This window comes from Brevibacterium aurantiacum, from assembly GCF_900169065.1.
GTDB lineage: Bacteria > Actinomycetota > Actinomycetes > Actinomycetales > Brevibacteriaceae > Brevibacterium > Brevibacterium aurantiacum.
In genome coordinates this window covers 158992-177930 of record NZ_FXZB01000002.1, presented here as the reverse complement: position 1 = coordinate 177930, position 18939 = coordinate 158992, and the positions used below count along the sequence as shown (strand labels likewise).

The 18939-nt window shown below is 63.0% G+C and carries 19 protein-coding genes and 3 tRNA genes; 14 read left to right on the top strand and 8 right to left on the bottom strand.

The features are described 5' to 3' along the window. Positions 1-65 precede the first annotated feature (65 nt). The 7 genes from gyrA (at position 66) to BAUR9175_RS02380 (ending at position 6881) form a co-directional block, all read left to right on the top strand. Positions 66-2624 (top strand): DNA gyrase subunit A, encoded by a 2559-nt coding sequence (gene gyrA / locus BAUR9175_RS02410; protein ID WP_101582859.1) that lies wholly within the window; start codon positions 66-68, stop codon positions 2622-2624. Beyond that, complete coding sequence (locus tag BAUR9175_RS19600; protein WP_233430336.1) at positions 2621-3475, top strand: DUF3566 domain-containing protein; 855 nt, start codon at positions 2621-2623, stop codon at positions 3473-3475. Before gyrA ends, BAUR9175_RS19600 begins: the two co-directional genes overlap by 4 nt. Positions 3476-3692: 217 nt before the next feature. Continuing rightward, positions 3693-3766, top strand: a tRNA-Ile gene (locus tag BAUR9175_RS02400). Between the two features lie 151 nt (positions 3767-3917). After that, a tRNA-Ala gene (locus tag BAUR9175_RS02395) sits at positions 3918-3993 on the top strand. 312 nt (positions 3994-4305) lie between these two features. After that, the gene (locus BAUR9175_RS02390) at positions 4306-5742 is read left to right on the top strand and encodes an MDR family MFS transporter (protein ID WP_096161575.1); all 1437 of its coding nucleotides are present in this window, start codon (positions 4306-4308) and stop codon (positions 5740-5742) included. 80 nt (positions 5743-5822) lie between these two features. Further along, complete coding sequence (locus BAUR9175_RS02385) at positions 5823-6605, top strand: potassium channel family protein (protein ID WP_205677671.1); 783 nt, start codon at positions 5823-5825, stop codon at positions 6603-6605. A gap of 203 nt (positions 6606-6808) precedes the next feature. Beyond that, positions 6809-6881: transfer RNA gene (locus tag BAUR9175_RS02380), tRNA-Ala, on the top strand. Positions 6882-6984: 103 nt separating this feature from the next. Here the strand turns inward: BAUR9175_RS02380 and BAUR9175_RS02375 are convergent. Together BAUR9175_RS02375 and BAUR9175_RS02370 are read right to left on the bottom strand one after the other, a co-directional pair. Next, on the bottom strand, positions 6985-8358 hold the full coding sequence (locus tag BAUR9175_RS02375) for an aldehyde dehydrogenase family protein (protein ID WP_101582893.1): 1374 nt from the start codon (positions 8356-8358) through the stop codon (positions 6985-6987). A gap of 118 nt (positions 8359-8476) precedes the next feature. Continuing rightward, positions 8477-9823 (bottom strand): MFS transporter, encoded by a 1347-nt coding sequence (locus BAUR9175_RS02370; RefSeq protein WP_069599112.1) that lies wholly within the window; start codon positions 9821-9823, stop codon positions 8477-8479. Positions 9824-9900: 77 nt separating this feature from the next. Between BAUR9175_RS02370 and BAUR9175_RS02365 the strand changes: the two genes are divergently transcribed. Together BAUR9175_RS02365 and BAUR9175_RS02360 are read left to right on the top strand one after the other, a co-directional pair. Continuing rightward, a complete protein-coding gene (locus BAUR9175_RS02365) occupies positions 9901-10395 on the top strand; it encodes a winged helix-turn-helix transcriptional regulator (RefSeq protein ID WP_069599113.1) in 495 nt (164 codons plus the stop codon). A 9-nt stretch (positions 10396-10404) separates the two neighbouring features. Further along, entirely contained in the window at positions 10405-11004 is a 600-nt protein-coding gene (locus BAUR9175_RS02360) for a dihydrofolate reductase family protein (RefSeq protein WP_096161508.1), read from the top strand. A 109-nt stretch (positions 11005-11113) separates the two neighbouring features. Here the strand turns inward: BAUR9175_RS02360 and BAUR9175_RS02350 are convergent, their stop codons facing one another. The 3 genes from BAUR9175_RS02350 to BAUR9175_RS02340 all read right to left on the bottom strand — a co-directional run bounded on the left by BAUR9175_RS02350 (position 11114) and on the right by BAUR9175_RS02340 (position 13537). Continuing rightward, positions 11114-12433, bottom strand: a complete 1320-nt coding sequence (locus BAUR9175_RS02350) for a Cmx/CmrA family chloramphenicol efflux MFS transporter (RefSeq protein ID WP_009884813.1) — start codon at positions 12431-12433, stop codon at positions 11114-11116. After that, positions 12430-13104 carry a TetR/AcrR family transcriptional regulator gene (locus BAUR9175_RS02345; RefSeq protein ID WP_096146185.1) on the bottom strand — a complete coding sequence of 225 codons (675 nt, stop codon included), beginning with the start codon at positions 13102-13104 and terminating at the stop codon, positions 12430-12432. The genes BAUR9175_RS02350 and BAUR9175_RS02345 overlap by 4 nt, the downstream gene beginning before the upstream one ends. 76 nt (positions 13105-13180) lie before the next feature. Further along, positions 13181-13537 (bottom strand): VOC family protein, encoded by a 357-nt coding sequence (locus BAUR9175_RS02340; RefSeq protein ID WP_096157841.1) that lies wholly within the window; start codon positions 13535-13537, stop codon positions 13181-13183. Between the two features lie 125 nt (positions 13538-13662). Between BAUR9175_RS02340 and BAUR9175_RS02335 the strand changes: the two genes are divergently transcribed. Further along, positions 13663-13872, top strand: coding sequence for a DUF5808 domain-containing protein (locus tag BAUR9175_RS02335; protein ID WP_096177567.1), 210 nt, complete (start codon positions 13663-13665; stop codon positions 13870-13872). A 21-nt stretch (positions 13873-13893) separates the two neighbouring features. On the opposite strand, the gene BAUR9175_RS02330 is transcribed toward BAUR9175_RS02335, so the two are convergent. Beyond that, positions 13894-14412 carry a DinB family protein gene (locus BAUR9175_RS02330; protein WP_096177552.1) on the bottom strand — a complete coding sequence of 173 codons (519 nt, stop codon included), beginning with the start codon at positions 14410-14412 and terminating at the stop codon, positions 13894-13896. A gap of 18 nt (positions 14413-14430) precedes the next feature. Beyond that, positions 14431-14805 (bottom strand): DUF488 domain-containing protein, encoded by a 375-nt coding sequence (locus tag BAUR9175_RS02325; RefSeq protein WP_096177551.1) that lies wholly within the window; start codon positions 14803-14805, stop codon positions 14431-14433. Positions 14806-15053: 248 nt separating this feature from the next. Between BAUR9175_RS02325 and BAUR9175_RS02320 the strand changes: the two genes are divergently transcribed. From BAUR9175_RS02320 to BAUR9175_RS02310, 3 genes are read left to right on the top strand one after another with little or no spacing between them, the layout of a single operon-like run. After that, the gene (locus tag BAUR9175_RS02320; RefSeq protein WP_069601202.1) at positions 15054-16157 is read left to right on the top strand and encodes a Dyp-type peroxidase; all 1104 of its coding nucleotides are present in this window, start codon (positions 15054-15056) and stop codon (positions 16155-16157) included. After that, the gene (locus BAUR9175_RS02315) at positions 16154-16954 is read left to right on the top strand and encodes a family 1 encapsulin nanocompartment shell protein (protein WP_009884820.1); all 801 of its coding nucleotides are present in this window, start codon (positions 16154-16156) and stop codon (positions 16952-16954) included. The genes BAUR9175_RS02320 and BAUR9175_RS02315 overlap by 4 nt, the downstream gene beginning before the upstream one ends. A 30-nt stretch (positions 16955-16984) precedes the next feature. Next, positions 16985-17761 (top strand): pyrimidine reductase family protein, encoded by a 777-nt coding sequence (locus tag BAUR9175_RS02310; RefSeq protein ID WP_069599118.1) that lies wholly within the window; start codon positions 16985-16987, stop codon positions 17759-17761. A 10-nt stretch (positions 17762-17771) separates the two neighbouring features. Here the strand turns inward: BAUR9175_RS02310 and BAUR9175_RS02305 are convergent, their stop codons facing one another. Further along, positions 17772-18089: a hypothetical protein gene (locus tag BAUR9175_RS02305; protein WP_069599119.1), complete on the bottom strand. Its 318-nt coding sequence runs from the start codon at positions 18087-18089 to the stop codon at positions 17772-17774. Positions 18090-18299: 210 nt separating this feature from the next. Between BAUR9175_RS02305 and BAUR9175_RS02300 the strand changes: the two genes are divergently transcribed. After that, positions 18300-18881 carry a hypothetical protein gene (locus tag BAUR9175_RS02300; protein ID WP_241211322.1) on the top strand — a complete coding sequence of 194 codons (582 nt, stop codon included), beginning with the start codon at positions 18300-18302 and terminating at the stop codon, positions 18879-18881. Positions 18882-18939: the final 58 nt, after the last annotated feature.

Below are 18939 nucleotides of genomic sequence, written 5' to 3'. Positions count from 1 at the left end.
ACAGACTTTCATGAACTCAAGCACCGCCCTCATGCGCGGGTTAAGACACAAGGGAAGAGCCCACATTGGCTGACGAAAACGATATCGGAACCGAAATCAACCGTGTCGAACAGGTTGATCTCAATCTCGAGATGCAGAGGTCGTACCTCGATTATGCGATGAGCGTGATCGTCGGACGTGCTCTGCCTGACGTCCGTGACGGACTCAAACCAGTTCACCGGCGCGTGCTGTACGCGATGTTCGACGGCGGTTACCGTCCGGACCGCAACTTCTCCAAGTGCTCACGCGTCGTCGGCGATGTCATGGGCCAGTACCACCCGCACGGTGACTCGGCGATCTACGATGCCATGGTCCGACTCGTGCAGCCGTGGACCATGCGCTATCCGTTGGTCGCGGGACAGGGAAACTTCGGCTCTCCAGGTGACGATGGTGCGGCTGCGCCACGTTATACCGAGTGCAAGATGGCTCCCCTGGCTCTCGAGATGGTCAGGGACATCGAAGAGGGCACCGTCGATTTTCAGGACAACTACGACGGCCGTAACCAGGAACCGACGGTTCTGCCGTCACGGTTCCCGAACCTGCTGGTCAACGGTTCGTCCGGCATCGCTGTCGGTATGGCGACCAACATCCCACCGCACAACCTCCGTGAGGTTGCCGCCGGAGCGCAGTGGCTGCTGTCTCACCCCGAGGCCAGCAAGGAAGAGGCTCTCGAAGCACTGCTCGGCATCGTCAAGGGCCCGGACTTCCCGATGGGTGCAACCATCCTGGGTCGCAAGGGCATCGAAGACACCTACCGCACCGGTCGCGGGTCGATCACACAGCGTGCCGTCGTCGAGGTCGAAGAGATCCAGGGACGCACCTGCCTGGTCGTGACTCAGCTGCCCTACATGGTCAACCCCGACACCCTGGCTGCGAAGATCGCCTCCTACGTCAAGGACGGCAAGGTCGCAGGCATCGCGGATCTCCGCGACGAGTCCTCGGGACGAACCGGACAGCGTCTGGTCATCGTGCTCAAGCGCGATGCGGTGGCCAAGGTCGTCCTCAACAACCTCTACAAGCACACCTCGCTGCAGGAGAACTTCTCCGCGAACATGCTGGCGATCGTCGACAGCGTGCCGCGCACTCTCAGCCTGGACTCCTTCCTCCGTCTGTGGGTCAAGCACCAGGTCGAAGTCATCGTGCGTCGCACCGAGTTCCGTCTGCGCAAGGCCGAGGAACGTGCGCACATCCTGCGTGGCTACCTCAAGGCACTCGACGCCCTCGACGAGGTCATCGCACTGATCCGGCGTTCTCCCTCGTCCGATGAGGCTCGGTCCGGACTGATGGACCTCCTCGAGGTCGATGAGATTCAGGCCAATGCCATTCTCGACCTGCAGCTGCGTCGTCTGGCGGCCCTGGAACGCCTGAAGATCCAGGAAGAGGCCGAGAAGATCGAGCAGCAGATCGCCGAGTTCAAATACATCCTCGCAACCCCCGCCCGGCAGCGTGAGATCGTGTCGGAAGAACTCGACGAGATCGTCGAACGCTACGGCGATGATCGTCGGACCAAGATCATGGCCGGATTCGACGGCGATGTATCGATGGAAGACCTCATTCCGGAGGAAGAGGTCGTCGTCACCATCACCCGCGGCGGCTATGCCAAGCGCACGCAGAACCACCTGTATCGCGCTCAGCACCGCGGTGGCAAGGGAATCAAGGGCGCAAACCTACGCGGCGACGACGTCGTCGAACAGTTCTTCGTCACCTCGACACACAACTGGCTGCTGTTCTTCACCAACACCGGTCGTGTGTACCGCGCAAAGGCCTATGAGCTCCCCGAGGGTTCACGGGATGCCAAGGGCCAGCACGTGGCGAACCTGCTTGCCCTGCAGCCGGGCGAGACGATCGCCAAGGTACTCTCCATCCGCGACTACGAGGAAGCAGAGTTCCTCATCCTGGCCACGCAGTCCGGTGTCGTGAAGAAGACCCGTCTGAGCGAATACGACTCGAATCGCACGGGCGGCGTCATCGCGATCAACCTCCGTGAGTACAAGGGTCAGCCGGATGAACTGGTCTCCGCACGGATCGTCAGCTCCGAGGACCACCTTCTGATGATTTCCCGCAAGGGAATGTCGATCCGGTTCGCGGCCGACGATGACTCGATTCGCCCCCTGGGCCGAGTCACCGGCGGTGTGACCGGAATGAAGTTCAAGGGCGATGACGAGCTGCTGACCATGGATGTCATCCAGCCAGACACCTTCGTCTTCGTTGTGACAGAGGGTGGCTATGCCAAGCGGACTCCGGTCGATGAATACCGTCTGCAGGGCCGTGGTGGCCTGGGAATCCGGGTTGCCAAGATCACGGAGCAGCGCGGAGACTTGGTGGGCGGACTGATCGTCGATGAGGGAGAAGAAGTCCTCGTCGTCATGGAACGCGGTAAGATCGTACGGTCGAATATCGATGAAGTTCCGGCAAAGGGACGCAACACCATGGGTGTGGTGTTCGCGAAACCGGGCAAGAATGATCGTATTATCGCTGTAACGCGTGGACCCGAGACCGTGGTCGAAGAACTTGACGAAGAAGCTGAGGAACCGGAAGGTGAGGACGTAGAGCCTCAGACCGGCAGCGAGGATGTGGAAGAGTGAGCGAGAACAAACAGCCAGGCTCAGGCAAGATCATACGCACGTCCAGTGGCTCCACCCGCTTGACAGCAGGATCGTCGAAGGACGGGGAGAAGGCTGATCATTCTTCCGGCTCCGATGACCCGGGCGGCTCCGGCGAATCGGCGGGCTCGAATAGATCGGCAAGCTCGGGTGAATCGGGTACTGCACCCGATAGGAACCGAGTCGTTGCTCCCCCTACGCCCAAGGCCTCGCCGAAGCCCAGCAAGGCTCCCTCGGCCGGTCAGTCCTCAGCCGGTTCGGCCTCCGGCCGGCAGCCCTCTGCCGGGACCTCCACCGGTGGCTCGACGCCTTCGAGTCAGGCAACCGGTTCGCAGAACTCAGCGTCCGGAAGTGGTCCGGCCACCTCGGCGATGGGATCAGCGTCCAACACCATTCGCGCCAGCTCCGGCAGCGTGAAAATGGGCGTCAAGAACATGGTCGACAGCGGCAAGGGCAATAAAAAGAAGAAGGGCCCGCGAACGGTTCGCCTCACCGTGTCAGCGGTGGACCCATGGTCGGTCATGAAGATGTCGTTCCTCATGTCTGTGGCCATCGGCATCGCCACCATCGTGGCATTCGTCGTGCTCTGGGTCGTCCTCCAGGCCACGGGCGTCATGAGCGGTCTGGAAACGACGATCTCCGAAGTTGCCGGCGCGGAATCGGCCGAGAAGATCGTCGGGATATTCGGTTTCGGACGAGTTGTGGCCGCCGGCTTCATCATCGCAGTCATCAACATCGTCCTGATGACCGCCCTGTCCACTCTCGGTGCGTTCATCTACAACATCGGATCCCTCATCGCGGGTGGATTCCATCTGACACTGACCGACGACTGAGACCTGCGGCAGCCTCTTTCGGTGCTATGTGCTCCTACCTGCTCCCAGAACCTGGCGGCGGCTCGGAATCCCAGTCTGGGAATTCCGAGCCGCCGTCGGGCGGTTCCGGGGAGGATCGCAGAGTATTATGGGGTCATGTGAGGCGAGTCACTGTCAGCCGATTTGTGTTGGAATGACCCGTTGGGTATCGTTTTACTTCGGGTTCACCCCCTGAAAAGGGCCTATAGCTCAGGCGGTTAGAGCGCTTCGCTGATAACGAAGAGGTCCCTGGTTCAAGTCCAGGTAGGCCCACATCCTTTCGAGGAGGATCATGAAGAAGTGGATTCTCAGTGGTCTCACGCTTGTGGGACTCGGAGTTTTCTTCCGGTGGCGGCACGGTAATCTCAGTGCCCAAGCCGAATGGTCTGAACACACCGACTCGGTGTGAAGGTGAATCCCGTTTGGGGGTATGGCGCAATTGGTAGCGCACCTGCTTTGCAAGCAGGGGGTTAGGGGTTCGAGTCCCCTTACCTCCACCAGATGACGAAGGCTCCGGACCGAATCGGTCCGGAGCCTTCGTTGTGAAGAACTTCCCTCGTGCCCCGCACTCTCTCCACTTCCGGTCTCTTTTCGCTCTCTGTTCGGAATAAGTCCGCCCTCATCATTGTTGCCTGCTACATCCGCGAATGTCGTTCGCAGTTTCCGAACTCGCACTCGCCTTCCGGGGCAGATGGCTGCAGAAGCCAGTTCGGCCCTTGATCACATCACTCGATCGGAGTTCCTCTTTGTCCAGCGACACTTCGCCCTCCCGTACCAACGACGCGCAGGCTGACGCCATCGATCCTGCCGGGATGCGGGTGATCTGGCTGCTTCTGGTGGCTGCCTTCGTTGCGATCCTCAACGAAACGACGATGGCCATCGCGATCCCAGAGCTCAACGTTGCCCTCGGTATCCCTCCGGAACTCGGTCAGTGGTTGACCAGCGCGTTCATGCTCACCATGGCCGTCGTGATTCCCACCACCGGTTTCCTCCTGCAGCGCTTCACCACCCGTCAGATCTTCCTGGCGGCAATGATTCTGTTCTCCGCTGGCACCCTGATCTGTCTCGTGGCTCCGGGCTTCACCGTCCTACTCGTCGGACGCGTCGTCCAGGCTGCGGGCACCGGCATCATGATGCCCCTGCTGATGACAACGATCATGAATGTCGTCCCTGCCCACTCGCGCGGTCGGATGATGGGTCGGGTCGGCCTTGTCATCTCGCTCGCTCCCGCAATCGGTCCGACGATGTCGGGCATCGTGCTCGACTCCCTGGGATGGCGTTGGCTGTTCGCCATCGTCCTCCCGATCGCGCTCATCGCTCTCGGCTTCGGCGCCAAGTGGATGACCAACCTGGGTGAGAGCACCCATGCTCCGATCGACATCGTCTCAGTCGTGCTCTCTGTCCTCGCCTTCGGCGGCATCGTCTTCGGTCTCAGCCAGTTCGGTGGGGGCCAGGCAGGCGGCTCCACCACCGGCTCCGCCTGGACTGCGATCGCTGCGGGACTCGTCTTCCTGGGGCTGTTCGCCTGGCGACAGCTGATCCTGCAGAAGGAAGATCGGGCGCTGCTGGACCTGCGCGTCTTCTCCGCGAAGAACTATGTCATCGCAGTCGTCATCATGGCCGTCGTCTCGCTGGCCATGTTCGGTACCTTCTCCCTGCTTCCGCTGTACCTGCAGAACGTCGCCGGGCTCAACGCCACCCAGTCGGGTCTAGTCCTCCTGCCCGGATCCATCCTGATGGGCGTTCTTGCTCCCGTGATGGGCCGCATCTACGATGCGCGGGGCCCACGGACACTGTTGGTCCCAGGATCGGTCATGATCGCTGCATCGATGTTCGCCTACTCCATGGTCGGCGTGGGCACACCCACGTGGGTCCTCGTCGTCATCCAGACGGTCATGTCACTGGGGCTGGCCGGGTCGTTCACACCCCTGTTCTCCGCCTCACTGGGGTCACTGGACCGGAAACTGTACTCACACGGATCTGCGGCGCTGAACACCATGCAGCAGGTGGCAGGAGCTGCCGGAACCGCGCTTCTCATCTCCATCTACTCCTCTGCCCTGCACTCGGGTGAGGCGGCAGGACGCTCCGTCGCGGAGTCAGGTTCGCCGGGAGCGCACAATGCGTTCCTGTTGGCCGCAGTCATCGCCCTGGTGCCCGTGGTGCTGTCGTTCTTCATCAAGAAGCCCGAAGATCAGGAAGACGCCCCCGCCGAGGAGGTCCCCCTGGTTCCGGAGACACCTGCCACATAATCTGAGGATGAGTTGACCCAAGGTTCCTGCCCATCTGCACGTGTGGCGCTGTGGCAACGACCTGAACTAGAGTCATCGGCGTGAATTCGAAACGCTGGCAGCACATCATGGAATGGCCACTCGTGGTCGCCGCGCTCACCTTCCTCGGTGCCTACAGCTGGCAGGTGATCGGAGCGCCCACCGGCACATATGCCCAACTCGCTATGGCCTTGGTCATCATCACGTGGCTCGTCTTCGTCATCGACTACGTGGTCAACCTCTGGCTCGCCGAGGATCGCTGGGCCTGGTTTCGTCACCATCTCTTCGATCTCGCAGTCATCGCCCTGCCGTTGCTGCGGCCCATGCGAGTCCTGCGGGCCATCACGGTCCTGCACATCCTCAACCGCACCGTCGGCACCGCTGTGCGCGGGAAGATCCTCATCTACACCGCTTCGGCGTCAGCACTGCTCGTCTACGCCGCTGCACTCGCCGTCCTCGACGCCGAACGCGGAACCGAATCGGCGATCAATTCCTTCCCCGATGCGATCTGGTGGGCCTTCGTCACCGTGACCACCGTCGGCTACGGGGACATGGCGCCGATGAGCGGGTTGGGCCGGATGCTCGCTGTGTGCCTCATGCTGGGTGGGATTGCTCTGCTCGGCGTCGTCACCGGCACGCTGGCCTCCTGGATCGTCGAGAAGGTATCGACGGATGCGGAGGAGAACCAATCAGCCACCGTCGCCCACATCCATGCCCTCGAGGAGTCGATCGCGGCACTGACACTCCAGGTCGAAACCATCGGCGGGCAGGCGCAGACAGGATCGGAATCGCTGAGGCACACCGGTGATCGATTCGAGGACTCGACATATAGCGACCCTGCGTAAGAATCTTCGGTGATTGCTCGGGCCACGGGTGATTGTCTGAAAACGAGGGGTTTACGAAGATTGCCGACACCGGCCCCGAGGTCGGGGTGCCAAGCGCGTGTAGATGGGCCTGGAGGGGTCTTCGCAGGTCGTTGCCGTTGCTTGTGGACCACAGCCGATTTCGCACGCACCGTTCAAGCGGGTAATATCGGCCTGTGCTCTGAGGGGGTATGGCGCAATTGGTAGCGCACCTGCTTTGCAAGCAGGGGGTTAGGGGTTCGAGTCCCCTTACCTCCACTCGAGAAGCTATTGAGACAGCACTCGTAAAAGAAGATCCCGCCGACAGCGATATGGACGCTGTCGGCGGGATCTTTGTCTATTCAGATTCGAGGATCGGTCCTCAGGCGTGAACGCGGATCAGGTGTTCGTTTGTGAACGCCTGGAATGCCCACTGGGCGTTCTCGCGACCGTAACCCGAGCGGTTGATGCCGCCGAACGGGTATTCGGGACCGGACTCCATGTGGGAGTTGATCAGCGTCATGCCGGCGTTGATCTTGGCGCCGAACTGCTGACCCTTTTCGAGGTCATCGGTCCACACCGAGCTCATGAGACCGTATTCGGTGTCATTGGCCAGACGCAGTGCATCCTCTTCGTCCTTGGCTCGGTAGATCATGACTGCGGGTCCGAAGAGCTCATTGCAGCCGAGGTCCGACTTCGGGTCGATGTCGGAGATCACTGCAGGCGACATGAACCAACCTGGACGGTCGAGCTTCTTGCCGCCGGTGTGCAAAGTGGCACCATCGGATACTGCCTTGTCGATCATGGCGACAACCTCATCGAGGGCGCCCTCGGAGGAGACCGGTCCCATGCCGACATCCGGGTCATCGAAGGTCGAGACCTTCGTCGCCTCGGCGGCCTTGACGGCCTCGGCGAGGAACTCGTCGTAGAGATCATCGACGACGATCATGCGCTTCGGTGAGGTGCAGACCTGACCGGCGTTCGCCAGGCGCAGTCCGACGAGCTTCTGGGCCAGTGCCGGCACGTCCTTCGAGTCGAGGACGACGGCGGGGTCATTGCCGCCGAGTTCGAGGACGGCACGCTTGTAGTACTTGGCGGCGATGGCGGCCACTGAGGCACCGGCACCCTCGGACCCGGTGAGCGAGAAGCCCTTGACGCGGAAGTCCTTGAGGACCTCCTCGGCGTGGGAGCTGTCGAGGTAGATGTTCTGGTACACACCCTTGGGCAGCCCCGCCTCGGTGAGGAGATCTTCGAAGTACTGTGAGGACTTCGGGCAGATGGAGGCCTGCTTCATGATGATCGAGTTGCCGACCATGAGGTTGGGCAGCACGAAGCGAGCGATCTGGTTGTAGGGGAAGTTCCACGGCATGATTCCCAGCAGCACGCCAAGCGGCTGGTGGCGCACGTAGCTGCTGGCCGCACCTGCGGCAGCCAGATGTGTGGGTGCCAGGTGGGTGGCGGCGTTGTCGGCCATCCAGCGGGCTGTGCGGGCGACCTTGTCGACCTCGCCGAGTCCCTGCTTCTTGATCTTGCCCATCTCACGGCCGATGATGTCGGTCATCTCGTCGGCATTGGCATCGACGAGGTCAGCGAACTTCCGCAGGATCGTCGCGCGCTCATGCAGCGGAGTCTCTTTCCACGACAGGTGGGCTTCGTGGGCGCGATCGATGTAACCGGGAATCTCTTCCTTGGGAACGGAGGCGAACTCCTCCTCGATCTCACCGGTATTGGCATTTGTCACTGCGAACTTGCTCATGAACGTCCTCTCGAGCATAGGAAACGGCGATACAGGGTCAACAAGAAGAATGACGTGCGCATTCCGCTGGGGCAAGTCGGTCTCACACCTTGCCCACCTCTGACCCGAATCTCGGGCCTCAGTTCTCAGCGCGAGAAGCGGAACTGGGGGCCGCCTCGGCGATGATGGTGGTCCGGGAAGAGCACTGCCTGCTGCGTTTCACGGCAAACGACAGCGCGGCAGCGACCGCGCACATCGCGGCACCGCCCCACCAGGCGTAGGTGTACTCGCCGAAGACGTCGCGGATGACGCCCGCACCGAAGGCCGCAGCCGCAGCACCGAGCTGGTGGGCCGCGAAGACCCAGCCGAAGACGATCGTCCCCTGCTCGCCGAATACCTCACGACACAGCGCCGAGGTGGGCGGAACGGTGGCGACCCAGTCGAGGCCGTAGATGACGATGAAGAGCACCATGGACGGGTGCACGATGTCCGAGAGCAGCCAGGGCAGAAGCAGAAGCCCGACGCCGCGGAACGTGTAGTACGTGAGGAGAAGGATGCGCGGGTCGAACTTGTCGGTAAGCCAGCCCGAGAATACGGTGCCGACGATGTCGAAGACACCGACGACGGCGAGCAGGCCCGCCGCTGTTGTCGACGGCATTCCGTGGTCATGGGCGGACGGGATGAAGTGGATGCCGATGAGCCCGTTGGTCGTTGCCCCGCAGATGGCGAACGCGATCGCCAGAGCCCAGAAGGAACGGTGTCGCACCGCGAAAGCCAGCCCCGCAAACGCGCGCTTGGCGGCTCCGCCCGTCGGCTTCTCCTCGGGAACATAGGTCTCGGGATCGGCACCGTAGGGCAGGACTCCGCGGTCCTCAGGGTGATCGCGCAGGACGAACCATACGATCGGCACGGCCACGAGAGCCGCGGCGGCGATGAGCAGCGAAGCGGGTCGCCACCCGGTGGACTCGGCGATTGCGGCGACCGGGGGCAGGAAGATGAGCTGACCGGTGGCCGACCCGGCGGTGAGCATCCCCATGACCAGTCCGCGCCGGCGGATGAACCAGCGATTGGCAATGGTTGCGGCGAAGACCATGGCCATTGACCCCGTGCCCAGCCCGATCAGCACGCCCCAGAAGACGAGCAGCTGCCACGAAGCGGTCATGATGACGCTGCCACCGGCGCCGGCGGCGACGAGGAAGAGCGCGAGGGCGACGATTTGGCGAACTCCGAAGCGATCCATGAGCGCAGCGGCGAACGGGGCCGTGAGTCCGTAGAGGATGAGGTTGACGCTGACTGCCAATGACATGACACTCATCGACCAGCCGAAGTCATTGTGGAGCGGGATCATGAGTGCGCCAGGTGCTGCCCGGAAGCCTGCTGCGGCGAGCAGGGCAAGGAAGGCGACGGCCGCTACCCACCAGGCAGGGTGAACGCGGCGGCGCTTCGACCCCTGTGGTCCGGTGGTGCCTCGAGGAGTGGTCGACATCGATCCCTCACACTTTCTTGAAAGAAGTTATGCTTGAAGAAGTATAGACAGACTTCGCTGAAGAAAGGAAAGGGCTCATGCCGTTGAGATCAGACTGGTCCGAGGCGCTGTGCCCCATCGGGAGATCGCTCGATGTGCTCGGTGACCCCTGGGTGCTGCTCATCGTCCGTGACGTCCTCCATGGACGCGGTCGCTTTGAGGCGCTGCGTGAGGGTCTGCGGATCTCCGAAGCGGTGCTCAGCCGACGTCTGCATGCGATGGTCGAGGCCGGTCTGCTCGAGCGGGTCGACTACCAGGACGGTGCGCGCACCCGCCAGAAATACGCTGCCACCGAAGCCGCGGCCGATCTCCTGCCGATCCTCCAGCAGCTTGCGCTCTGGGGAGAGAAGCACACGGAGATGCCCGCTGCAGGCGGACATATGGCGATGATCCACGAAGTCTGCGGCGAGGAGACCACGCACGGTGAAGTGTGCAGCTCGTGTGGTCAGACGCTCGTGGCCGAGGCGATGACCTGGGTGAAGCCGTGGAAGAACGTTCGCGTCACCCTGGGGCCGGCGGGTTCGCTGGTTTAGACTGCGAAGATGCCCGATCAACGAAGACTGAGCTATTTCGTGGCCTCCTCCCTCGACGGCTTCATCGCAGGACCCGATGGGAGCGATCCGAGTTCCTGGTGGCCCATGACCGATGACTACCTCGACTTCATCCGCACCGAGTACCCCGAGACTCTGCCCGGCCCCGCCCGGCAGGCGCTGGGCGTCACCGACCCTGGGCATCACTTCGACACCGTGGTCGAGGGACGTCGTTCCTTCGAAATCGGCCTGGCCGCTGGATTGCCGAACGCCTACCCTCATCTGCGCCACCTCGTGGTCTCAACGACTCTGGAGTCTCCATCCGATTCGGACGTCGAAATCGTCAGCGGCGATCCGATCGAGCGGATCAGGCAGCTCAAGGGCGAACCGGGCAAGGGCATCTGGCTTGTCGGTGGAGGCACACTCGCGGCGAGCCTGCGACCGGAGATCGACGAACTGATCATCAAACTCGGGCCCGTGACCCTGGGCTCGGGAATTCCGCTCTGGGGTCACGACGCAGGATTCGACAGGGAGATCTGGTCTCGGGCCGAGGCCACAAGCTACCCCGGTGGAATGACCCTGCTGCGCTTCGAACGGGCCGGGGACGGCTGAGACCCAGGAGATGGAGGGTGTCGGAATCTTCGGATGGGTCCATGACCCCGAGGGCAACCGAATCGAGCTGTGGCAGCCGCCTGCCGACTGACGGTGGCAGCGGTCATTGCTAATCGGCGCAGCGGGAGGCGTCGATAGCTGAATGCTTCGTGTCATCGCCCGAGGGTTTCGTGTCGAGCAGGGCCGAGTCGAGCGACACCGAGTCGAGCGAGGCCGAAGCGACGTTGTCGGCTGCAAACCTCCGCTCGCCCCTGATCGCGATCGCGGCGACCCCGAGTGCTGCCACTGCCAACACGATGGCGACGACGACCGGTGCCGTGAATCCCCACCCGAGTGCGATGACCGCCGCGCCCAACGCCGGTCCGATGGCATTGCCGACGTTGAACGCCGAGGTGTTCACACTGGCTGCCAGGGTCGGTGCCTGGGTGGCGATCTGGAAGACGCGGGCATTGAGCGCCCCGGCGATGGAGAACCCGCTGGCGCCGACGAGGACGATCATCACGATCGCCGCCCAGCCGTTTTCGGCCACGAGCCACAAGGCGAAGAGGCTGATCGCCAGGGCAATGAGGCTGCCGACGATATTGCCGAAGATATTGCGATCGGCGAATCGCCCGCCCACGACGACGCCGATGAATGCGCCGATGCCGAAGGCGGCCAGGACTCCCGGCACAAGGTCGTGGGAGATTCCGGCCACCTGGGTGAGCAGGGGCGAGAAGTAGGAGAAGGCTGCGAAGACCGAAGCCTGGAAGAGTGCAGTCGTGGCCAGAGCCAACCAGATCCGCGGGCCCTTGAACGCTTGGATCTCGGCCTTGAAAAGGGTGGGCAGATGCTGGCTCGACCCGCTGCGCTCCCCGGTCGCGCTGCGAACTGTGAGCGCAATGAGGACGGCGGCGAGAGCGGTGACGATCGCGACGGCCCAGAAGGTCGCCCGCCAACCGAACTGGGTGCCCACCCACGTGCCCACGGGCACACCGATGAGGTTTGCAACGGTCAGACCGCCGACGAGGCTGGCCAGGGCACGACCATGCACCTCGGCGGGGGCGATGCGGGTCGTGTGGACGGCGGCGACGGCCCAGAACCCGCCGCAGGCGATGGCCGCCAGGACACGGGTGACCATGAGGATCGAATAGTTCGGCGACAGAGCGGCCACAATGTGCAGTGCGGAGAAGGCCACGATCGAGATGATCATCGTCGCCTTCCGCGGCAGCTTGAGGGTCAGCAGCGCCATCGCCGGTGCCCCGACGATCATTCCCACGGCGAACCCGGTGATTAGGAGACCAGCCTGGGGGATGCTGACCTGCAGGTCAGCGCTGATGGGTTCGAGGATCCCGGCGATCATGAACTCGCTGGTGCCCAGGCAGAAGATCACCGCTGCCAGAAGGTAGACCTGGGCCGGGACACGGACTCTCGCGTGAGTCGAAGTCGTCACTGGGGGCTGCTTTCGGTTGAGACGGGAAGTCCGGGTGAGTCGATGCCGGTAGAGGCTGCCGTGTGGTCGTGAAGTGCTGTGAGCCCCGCAGGAGTGCACAGCCCTGCGATGAACGCGGTCGCCTGCGCCTGGACGTTTTCGGCGGGCATGACTCGAGCGGCGACTCTCAGCCCGGCGAGCACACTGTGGATGAGCTCCGCATGCACTCCCGCATCGAGCTCGGAGCGAATGTGGCCCTCGATCTGGCCGCGTTCCAAGACGATGCGGTACGTCTCCAGCCAGGCTTGACGATCGGGATCGAGGATCGTGCACACCGCGTCGATCTCACGTCCGAGTTCGGCCGCGGTGTTGGCAGACAGGCATCCAATGCGCTGATCGTCCTCGCACTGTTTGGCCAGTTCCCCGCCGAGGCGGTGCATGATGAGTGCTGGTGCCGGCGCTGCCCCTGTCCTCAGTTCCTCCCGGAGCGGGATTCCGGACGCGGTGTATTCGCGCAGTGCGCGCAGGAACAGGGCATCGAGGCTCTCGAAGGTGTTGTAGAAGCTGGAACGGCCGATGTCAGCGCGTTCGCAGACGAGGCCGACGTCGGTGCCGGTATAGCCGTGCTCGCTGAAGACGGCGATCGCGGCGTTGATCACCGCCTGCTCGTCGAAGCTCTTCTTCCTGCCCATGGAACGAGAGTAGGTTATTTTGGACACTGCTGTCCAATATCGGCTGAGAGCTGGTCAGATCATGGGTGGCGCCAGATTACGGATCGCGGGGTGAGAGCACGCAGAACTCGTTGCCCTCCGGGTCGGCGAGGACCACCCAGGGCTCCTCACCGGTCTGGCCGACGTCGACGCGGACGGCGCCGAGACGAAGCAGTCGCTCCACCTCGGCGTCGCGATCCTTCGGTCGGAAGTCGAAGTGGAGTCGGTTCTTCACGGACTTCGTCTCATCATCGCGTCCGAAGAGGATGCCCGGAAGCCTGTCCTTGGTCTCGCGGATCTCGAATTCGTCCGGATCATTGCCTACGACGACCCAATCGAGTGCCTCGGCCCACCAGCGGCCGAGGGCCTGCGGGTTGTGGGCATCAACGACGGTCTGCTCCCATTCCAGTGCCATGAGTCAACGATAGTTTTCGCGCGAGCACTTGTGAACCGGGCCCAGGTGCCGAACGGGGTACTGCAGGTGTAGCGTTACGGCAAGGAACCATGCTCACGCACCACACTCGAGGAGGAGAGTCGTCCATGAGCTCGATCAGCCCGGAAGAGAAGCAGAGACTTCGCGATGACGATGCGAACTGGAAGCTCGGAGTCCTCTACTTCTGTCCCAAAGACCCAGCGTTCCTCGTGCCGAAGCGCGTCGGGATCGGCTGGGGATTCAACTACGGCAGTCCCTGGGCCCTCGTATTCGTCTTCGCCGTCATCGCGATCCTCATCTGGGCGATCGTCTTCTGAAGCGCCGAGGTGCTCAGGCCTTCACGCGTTCACGTCGTGGAGATGATGCTTGAGTTCGTGCAGTCCGTACCGGGTCAGTGAAGCGACCGTGAATTCGCGTCCATCGGCTCGGTAGCCGACCCGATCCCACTGGTCCCCGGAGACCTGCGACAGGCCGGCAGCGTAAGCCAGGGCTGCGGCTCTCAGTTCCACGGCCACCTCGGCGGGGTCCTGGTTCCGGTAGTCGGATTCGACTGCGACAGCATCACCGTCGAAGTTCGGCAGGGTCGGGGACTCCTGCGTGACGATCAGGTGAGTGCGCTCGCGGAACAGATCGAGGATGTCACGCACATGAGCGGCGTACTCGACGTCGGACCAACGGTCCGGTTGGGTACGCTCGCGCGCATTCGGCCTGGTCAACACCTCGTTCCATGCCTCCGCCGAGGTTGTCGCGAAGTCTGGGACACTCGTGACGTCCTCGTGTCCGGTGAACCCGCATTCGGAGCACCCGCCCTCGAGCACATCCGCCCAATCGCGTGTATCCGGTTCGATCTCGTTCATGATCCGCCCCTTGATCCCTCAGCTCGACTTCTTGCCGTCGAGCACGTGTTTGAGCACCGTCGCGTCACTGATGTCGTCGCGCTTCGAGGCCGTGATGAGTGTCAGTTTGCCCTTCTTCGCGTACTCCTTGAGATGTTTGAACGCCTCGGCATGGTCATCGTCCTTGAGCTCGTCACGGTAGCGTCGCGAGAACTCCTCGAACTTGTCGGGGTCGTGGGAGTACCACTTGCGCAGGTCGCTGGAGGGAGCGAGCTCTTTGAGCCAGTCGTCGAGCTCGGCCTTGTCCTTGCTCACTCCGCGCGGCCAGATGCGGTCGACGAGGATCCGAGTGCCGTCGTTCTGAGCCGGGTCGTCATAGGCCCGCCGAACCTGAACCTGATGCTTCTGCGTCATGCTCGACCTCCATGCTGTCGTCGGTGTCCCAGTTCCGTCGTCTGGTCCCATTACTGTCGTTCTGACCCCAGTGTAGGACAGACGAAGTGAACGGCAAGGACAACTTCCGCGGTTGTCGAAAACGGATATTTCCCGTTGTCAGACGGTTGCCGGCCGTTGTCAGAGGGGGTGTATACTGACCAGCCAAGCACCATTGCGATGATGCAGTGCACCTCGATGATCATTCGTGCGAACGAGGAGATGATGGCGTGACGGTACAGAACGTGGCACTTCCGAACGGGAGGACTCCGCAGCACGTCCTGGGTCCGCCTGCCCCCTCGGCGATCTTCCTCGTCGTCACCGTCCACCCGGGCGCGGAAGCTGAGGTCAAGGACTTCCTCGGCGATGTCAGCGGACTCGTGCGCACCGTCGGATTCCGCTCCCGCGAAGACCACCTGAGCTGTGTCACGGGCATCGGCGCCTTGCTGTGGGACCGCATGTACTCGATACCGCGGCCCGCTCAGCTCCACCCCTTCATCGAACAGCGCGGTGACACCCACACGGCACCTTCGACCCCGGGTGACATCCTCTTCCACATCCGCGCGCGACGCATCGACCTGTGCTTCGAACTCGCGCGGCTCATCATCGGAGAAATCGGCTCGTCTGTCGACGTCGTCGACGAAGTGCACGGATTCCGCTACTTCGACGAACGCGACATCTTGGGATTCGTCGACGGGACCGAGAATCCCGAAGATCAGGAGGCCATCGACTCGGCCTACGTCGGTCCCGAGGACCCCGACTGCGAAGGCGGCAGCTACGTCATCGTGCAGAAGTACACGCACGAGATGAAGGACTGGGAATCGCTGAGCGTCGAGGACCAAGAGGCGGCATTCGGTCGCCACAAGCTCTCCGACATGGAGTTCGACGACGATGACAAGGCCGCGAACTCCCATCTCATCCTCAACACCATCGAGGATGAGGACGGCACCGAACATAAGATCGTCCGCGACAACATGGTCTTCGGTTCCGTCGAGTCCGGCGAATACGGAACGTACTTCATCGGCTACGCCGGCGATCCCTCGGTGACCGAGCAGATGTTGGAGAACATGTTCATCGGAGATCCTCCCGGGACCTATGACCGCATCCTCGACTTCTCGACCGCGGAGACCGGCAATCTGTTCTACGTCCCAACCCAGGACTTCCTCGAGGATCCGGGCGAGGACGAGGATGCAGCCACGGACGACGACACTGGTCGCGCCGAGGTCCTCGCCGAGGATTCCACCGAACCCGCAGATCAGACAGCCGAAGAAGCCGCTCGGGATACATCCGACGGCAGCCTCGGAATAGGCAGTCTCAAAAGGAGTAGACAGTGAATAATCTCTATCGCGATCTCGCCCCAGTCACGGACTCCGCCTGGGCCGAGATCGAAGAGGAAGCCCGCCGCACCTTCAAACGCAACATCGCCGGCCGCCGCATCGTCGACGTCGAAGGCCCCACGGGCTTCGAGACCTCATCCGTGGGCACTGGTCACATCCGCACGCTCGGAAGCACGGGCGGCGACATCTCGATCAAGCAGCGCATCTCGCAGGAATTCATCGAGCTGCGAGTGCCGTTCACGGTCACCCGGCAGGCCATCGACGATGTCGAACGCGGGTCCGGCGATTCGGACTGGCAGCCGGTCAAGGATGCCGCCACCACGATCGCGATGGCCGAGGACAGCGCGATCCTCCACGGCCTCGACTCGGCCGGCATCGGCGGAATCGTGCCCGGCAGCTCGAATACCCCAGTGGCGATCCCTGATGCCGTCGAGGACTTCGCCGACTCCGTGGCCCAAGCGCTCAGCGGTCTGCGCAAGGCCGGAGTCGACGGCCCCTACAGTCTGCTGCTGTCCTCCGAGGAGTACACGAAGGTCTCCGAATCGACCGACCACGGCTACCCGGTCCGCGATCATCTGTCCCGCCTGCTCGGCGACGGAGAGATCATCTGGGCCCCGGCTCTCGAGGGCGCGCTTCTCGTTTCAGTGCGCGGCGGAGACTACGAACTGCACCTCGGCCAGGACCTCTCGATCGGCTATCACAGCCACAACGGCGACAGCGTCGAGCTCTACCTGCAGGAGACCTTCGGATTCCTCGCCCTGACGGACGAATCCAGTGTTCCCCTGCACCGCTGACCTCATCCTCAGCGGCAACAAGGACGGTCGATGAACGGCGCTCCGAGTGACGCCCCGCCCGGCGCTCCGAGTGTGAACAGGCTCGTGCCCGCGCCGCTGGAGACGGTCACGCTGCCTGAGGCCTTCGCCTTCCCGGAGGGTGTCGAACACTGGGTGCGCGCCGTGTTCGTGGCTTCGGTCGATGGCGCTGCCACCATCGCCGGTCACGCTGGTGGACTGGGCAATGACACGGACAAGTCGCTCTTCGCGCTCAATCGCGCGCTGGCCGACGTCATCCTCGTGGGCGCGGGCACGGCTCGGATCGAGGACTACGGCCCGGCCGAAGACGATCGGCAGTGGCGTCACCTGCGTCAGGGGCGAACCCCGACTGCGCCCATGGCTGTGGTCTCACACAGCCTGGACTTCGACTTCTCGTCCCCGCTGTTCACCGAGGCTCCCGACGATGCACGAACAATCGTCATCACGTGTGCCGATGCTCCCGCGCAAGCCCGTGCGCAGGCAGCTGAGGTCGCCGAGGTGGTCGTGGCCGGGCGCTCGACCGTGAACCTGAGCGCGGCGATCGCTGAGCTCGTCTCTCGCGGGCTGACGCGCATCGTCTGCGAAGGCGGACCCCGCCTGTTCACCGATCTGCTGAGAACCGGGGACGTCGACGAACTCAGCCTGACGAGGAGCCCCATGCTGGTGGCAGGGGATGGAACCAGCATTCTCCACGGTGCGCGGTTCGACCCGCCAGCCGACCTTTCCCTGGCGTCCCTTTACGGCACCGACGACGGCTATCTCTACCTGCTCTACCGCCGCACAGGCTGACTCGCCGCGCTCACCGGACTGCGGACGTACCCACTCGCTTCCGCGCGCTCTCGCTGAGGTTGTTCATCACAACCGTGCGCACCTGCTGGTGGATGTACTCCTCGAGACCGACCTCACGCTGCTGGAAGTACCAGTGCTTGAGCGCCCACATGTGCGCCATCGTCATGAGGTCGTGGCCGAGGGTGTTCGCGTCGACGTTATGGAGATCGCCCTGTGCCCCCGCCTCGGCGACGACATCGATGAGCGGCTGCAGAGTCGCGAGCTCCTGAGCCTGAATGGACTCGAGGCCATCACGCGACAGTGACCGTGAGACCTGATAGGTCAGCACAACCGCCTGACGATGCTCGTCGACGACCCGGCAGGAAGTTTCCGTGCGTTGACGGTGAGAGGGGGTAGGAAAATTTCGAGTGTTCACAGCGAGGGGCGGTCTCAGGTGTAAGAATGTGAGCACAGACCCGAGTCTCGTGCCCCGGCAGCGGGTTCAGGGTCCCCCGAGTCACCACCGAAGAAGTGGTGTCCATGCACTCCCGACAGGACGATGATGACCCACGCAGTGCACTCCAGACCGCAGCCCGCCGCGGGCGCGGAGATCGGCTCGCTCATCGGCGGAGCCTTCGGACTCGTCTTCCTCATCGTCAACAGCGCAGGCTTCTCCACCCTGGGCCGGACGCTGGTGCTCATCGTGGGCATAGCCGCCTTCGCCGCCATCGCGTTTCTCGCGCTTCGCGGGTTGGGGCGGATGAAGCGTGCTCAGGCGCAGACTGCAGACTCGCAGGTGCGCACCGGCGGTCCTTTCGGGCGCAGCTACTGGATCATCGTCGCGATCGAGGCGGTCGCGCTCTTCGGAGGCATTCGTCTGCTCAGCGGTATGGGTCATCCCGAACTCGGCGTGGCCTGGGTAGCATTCGTCGTCGGAACGCATTTCTACGCCCTCGGCTCTGTCTTCAAGCTCGGGCGCTTCCACATTCTCGCCACGGTCGTCACGCTGTGCGGCATCGCCGGTTTCATCGCCTTCTTCGCCGGTGCCCCCGATTTCATCCCCGTCTTAGGCGGAATCATCCCCGGTTTCGTGCTCCTCGCCTTCGGTCTGTGGGCGCTCGTGCCGCTCGAAGGTCATTAAGGAACTTTTGGTGTGCTCGCGGAGGCCAGAAGTACACCAAAAGTTCCTCAATATGCCA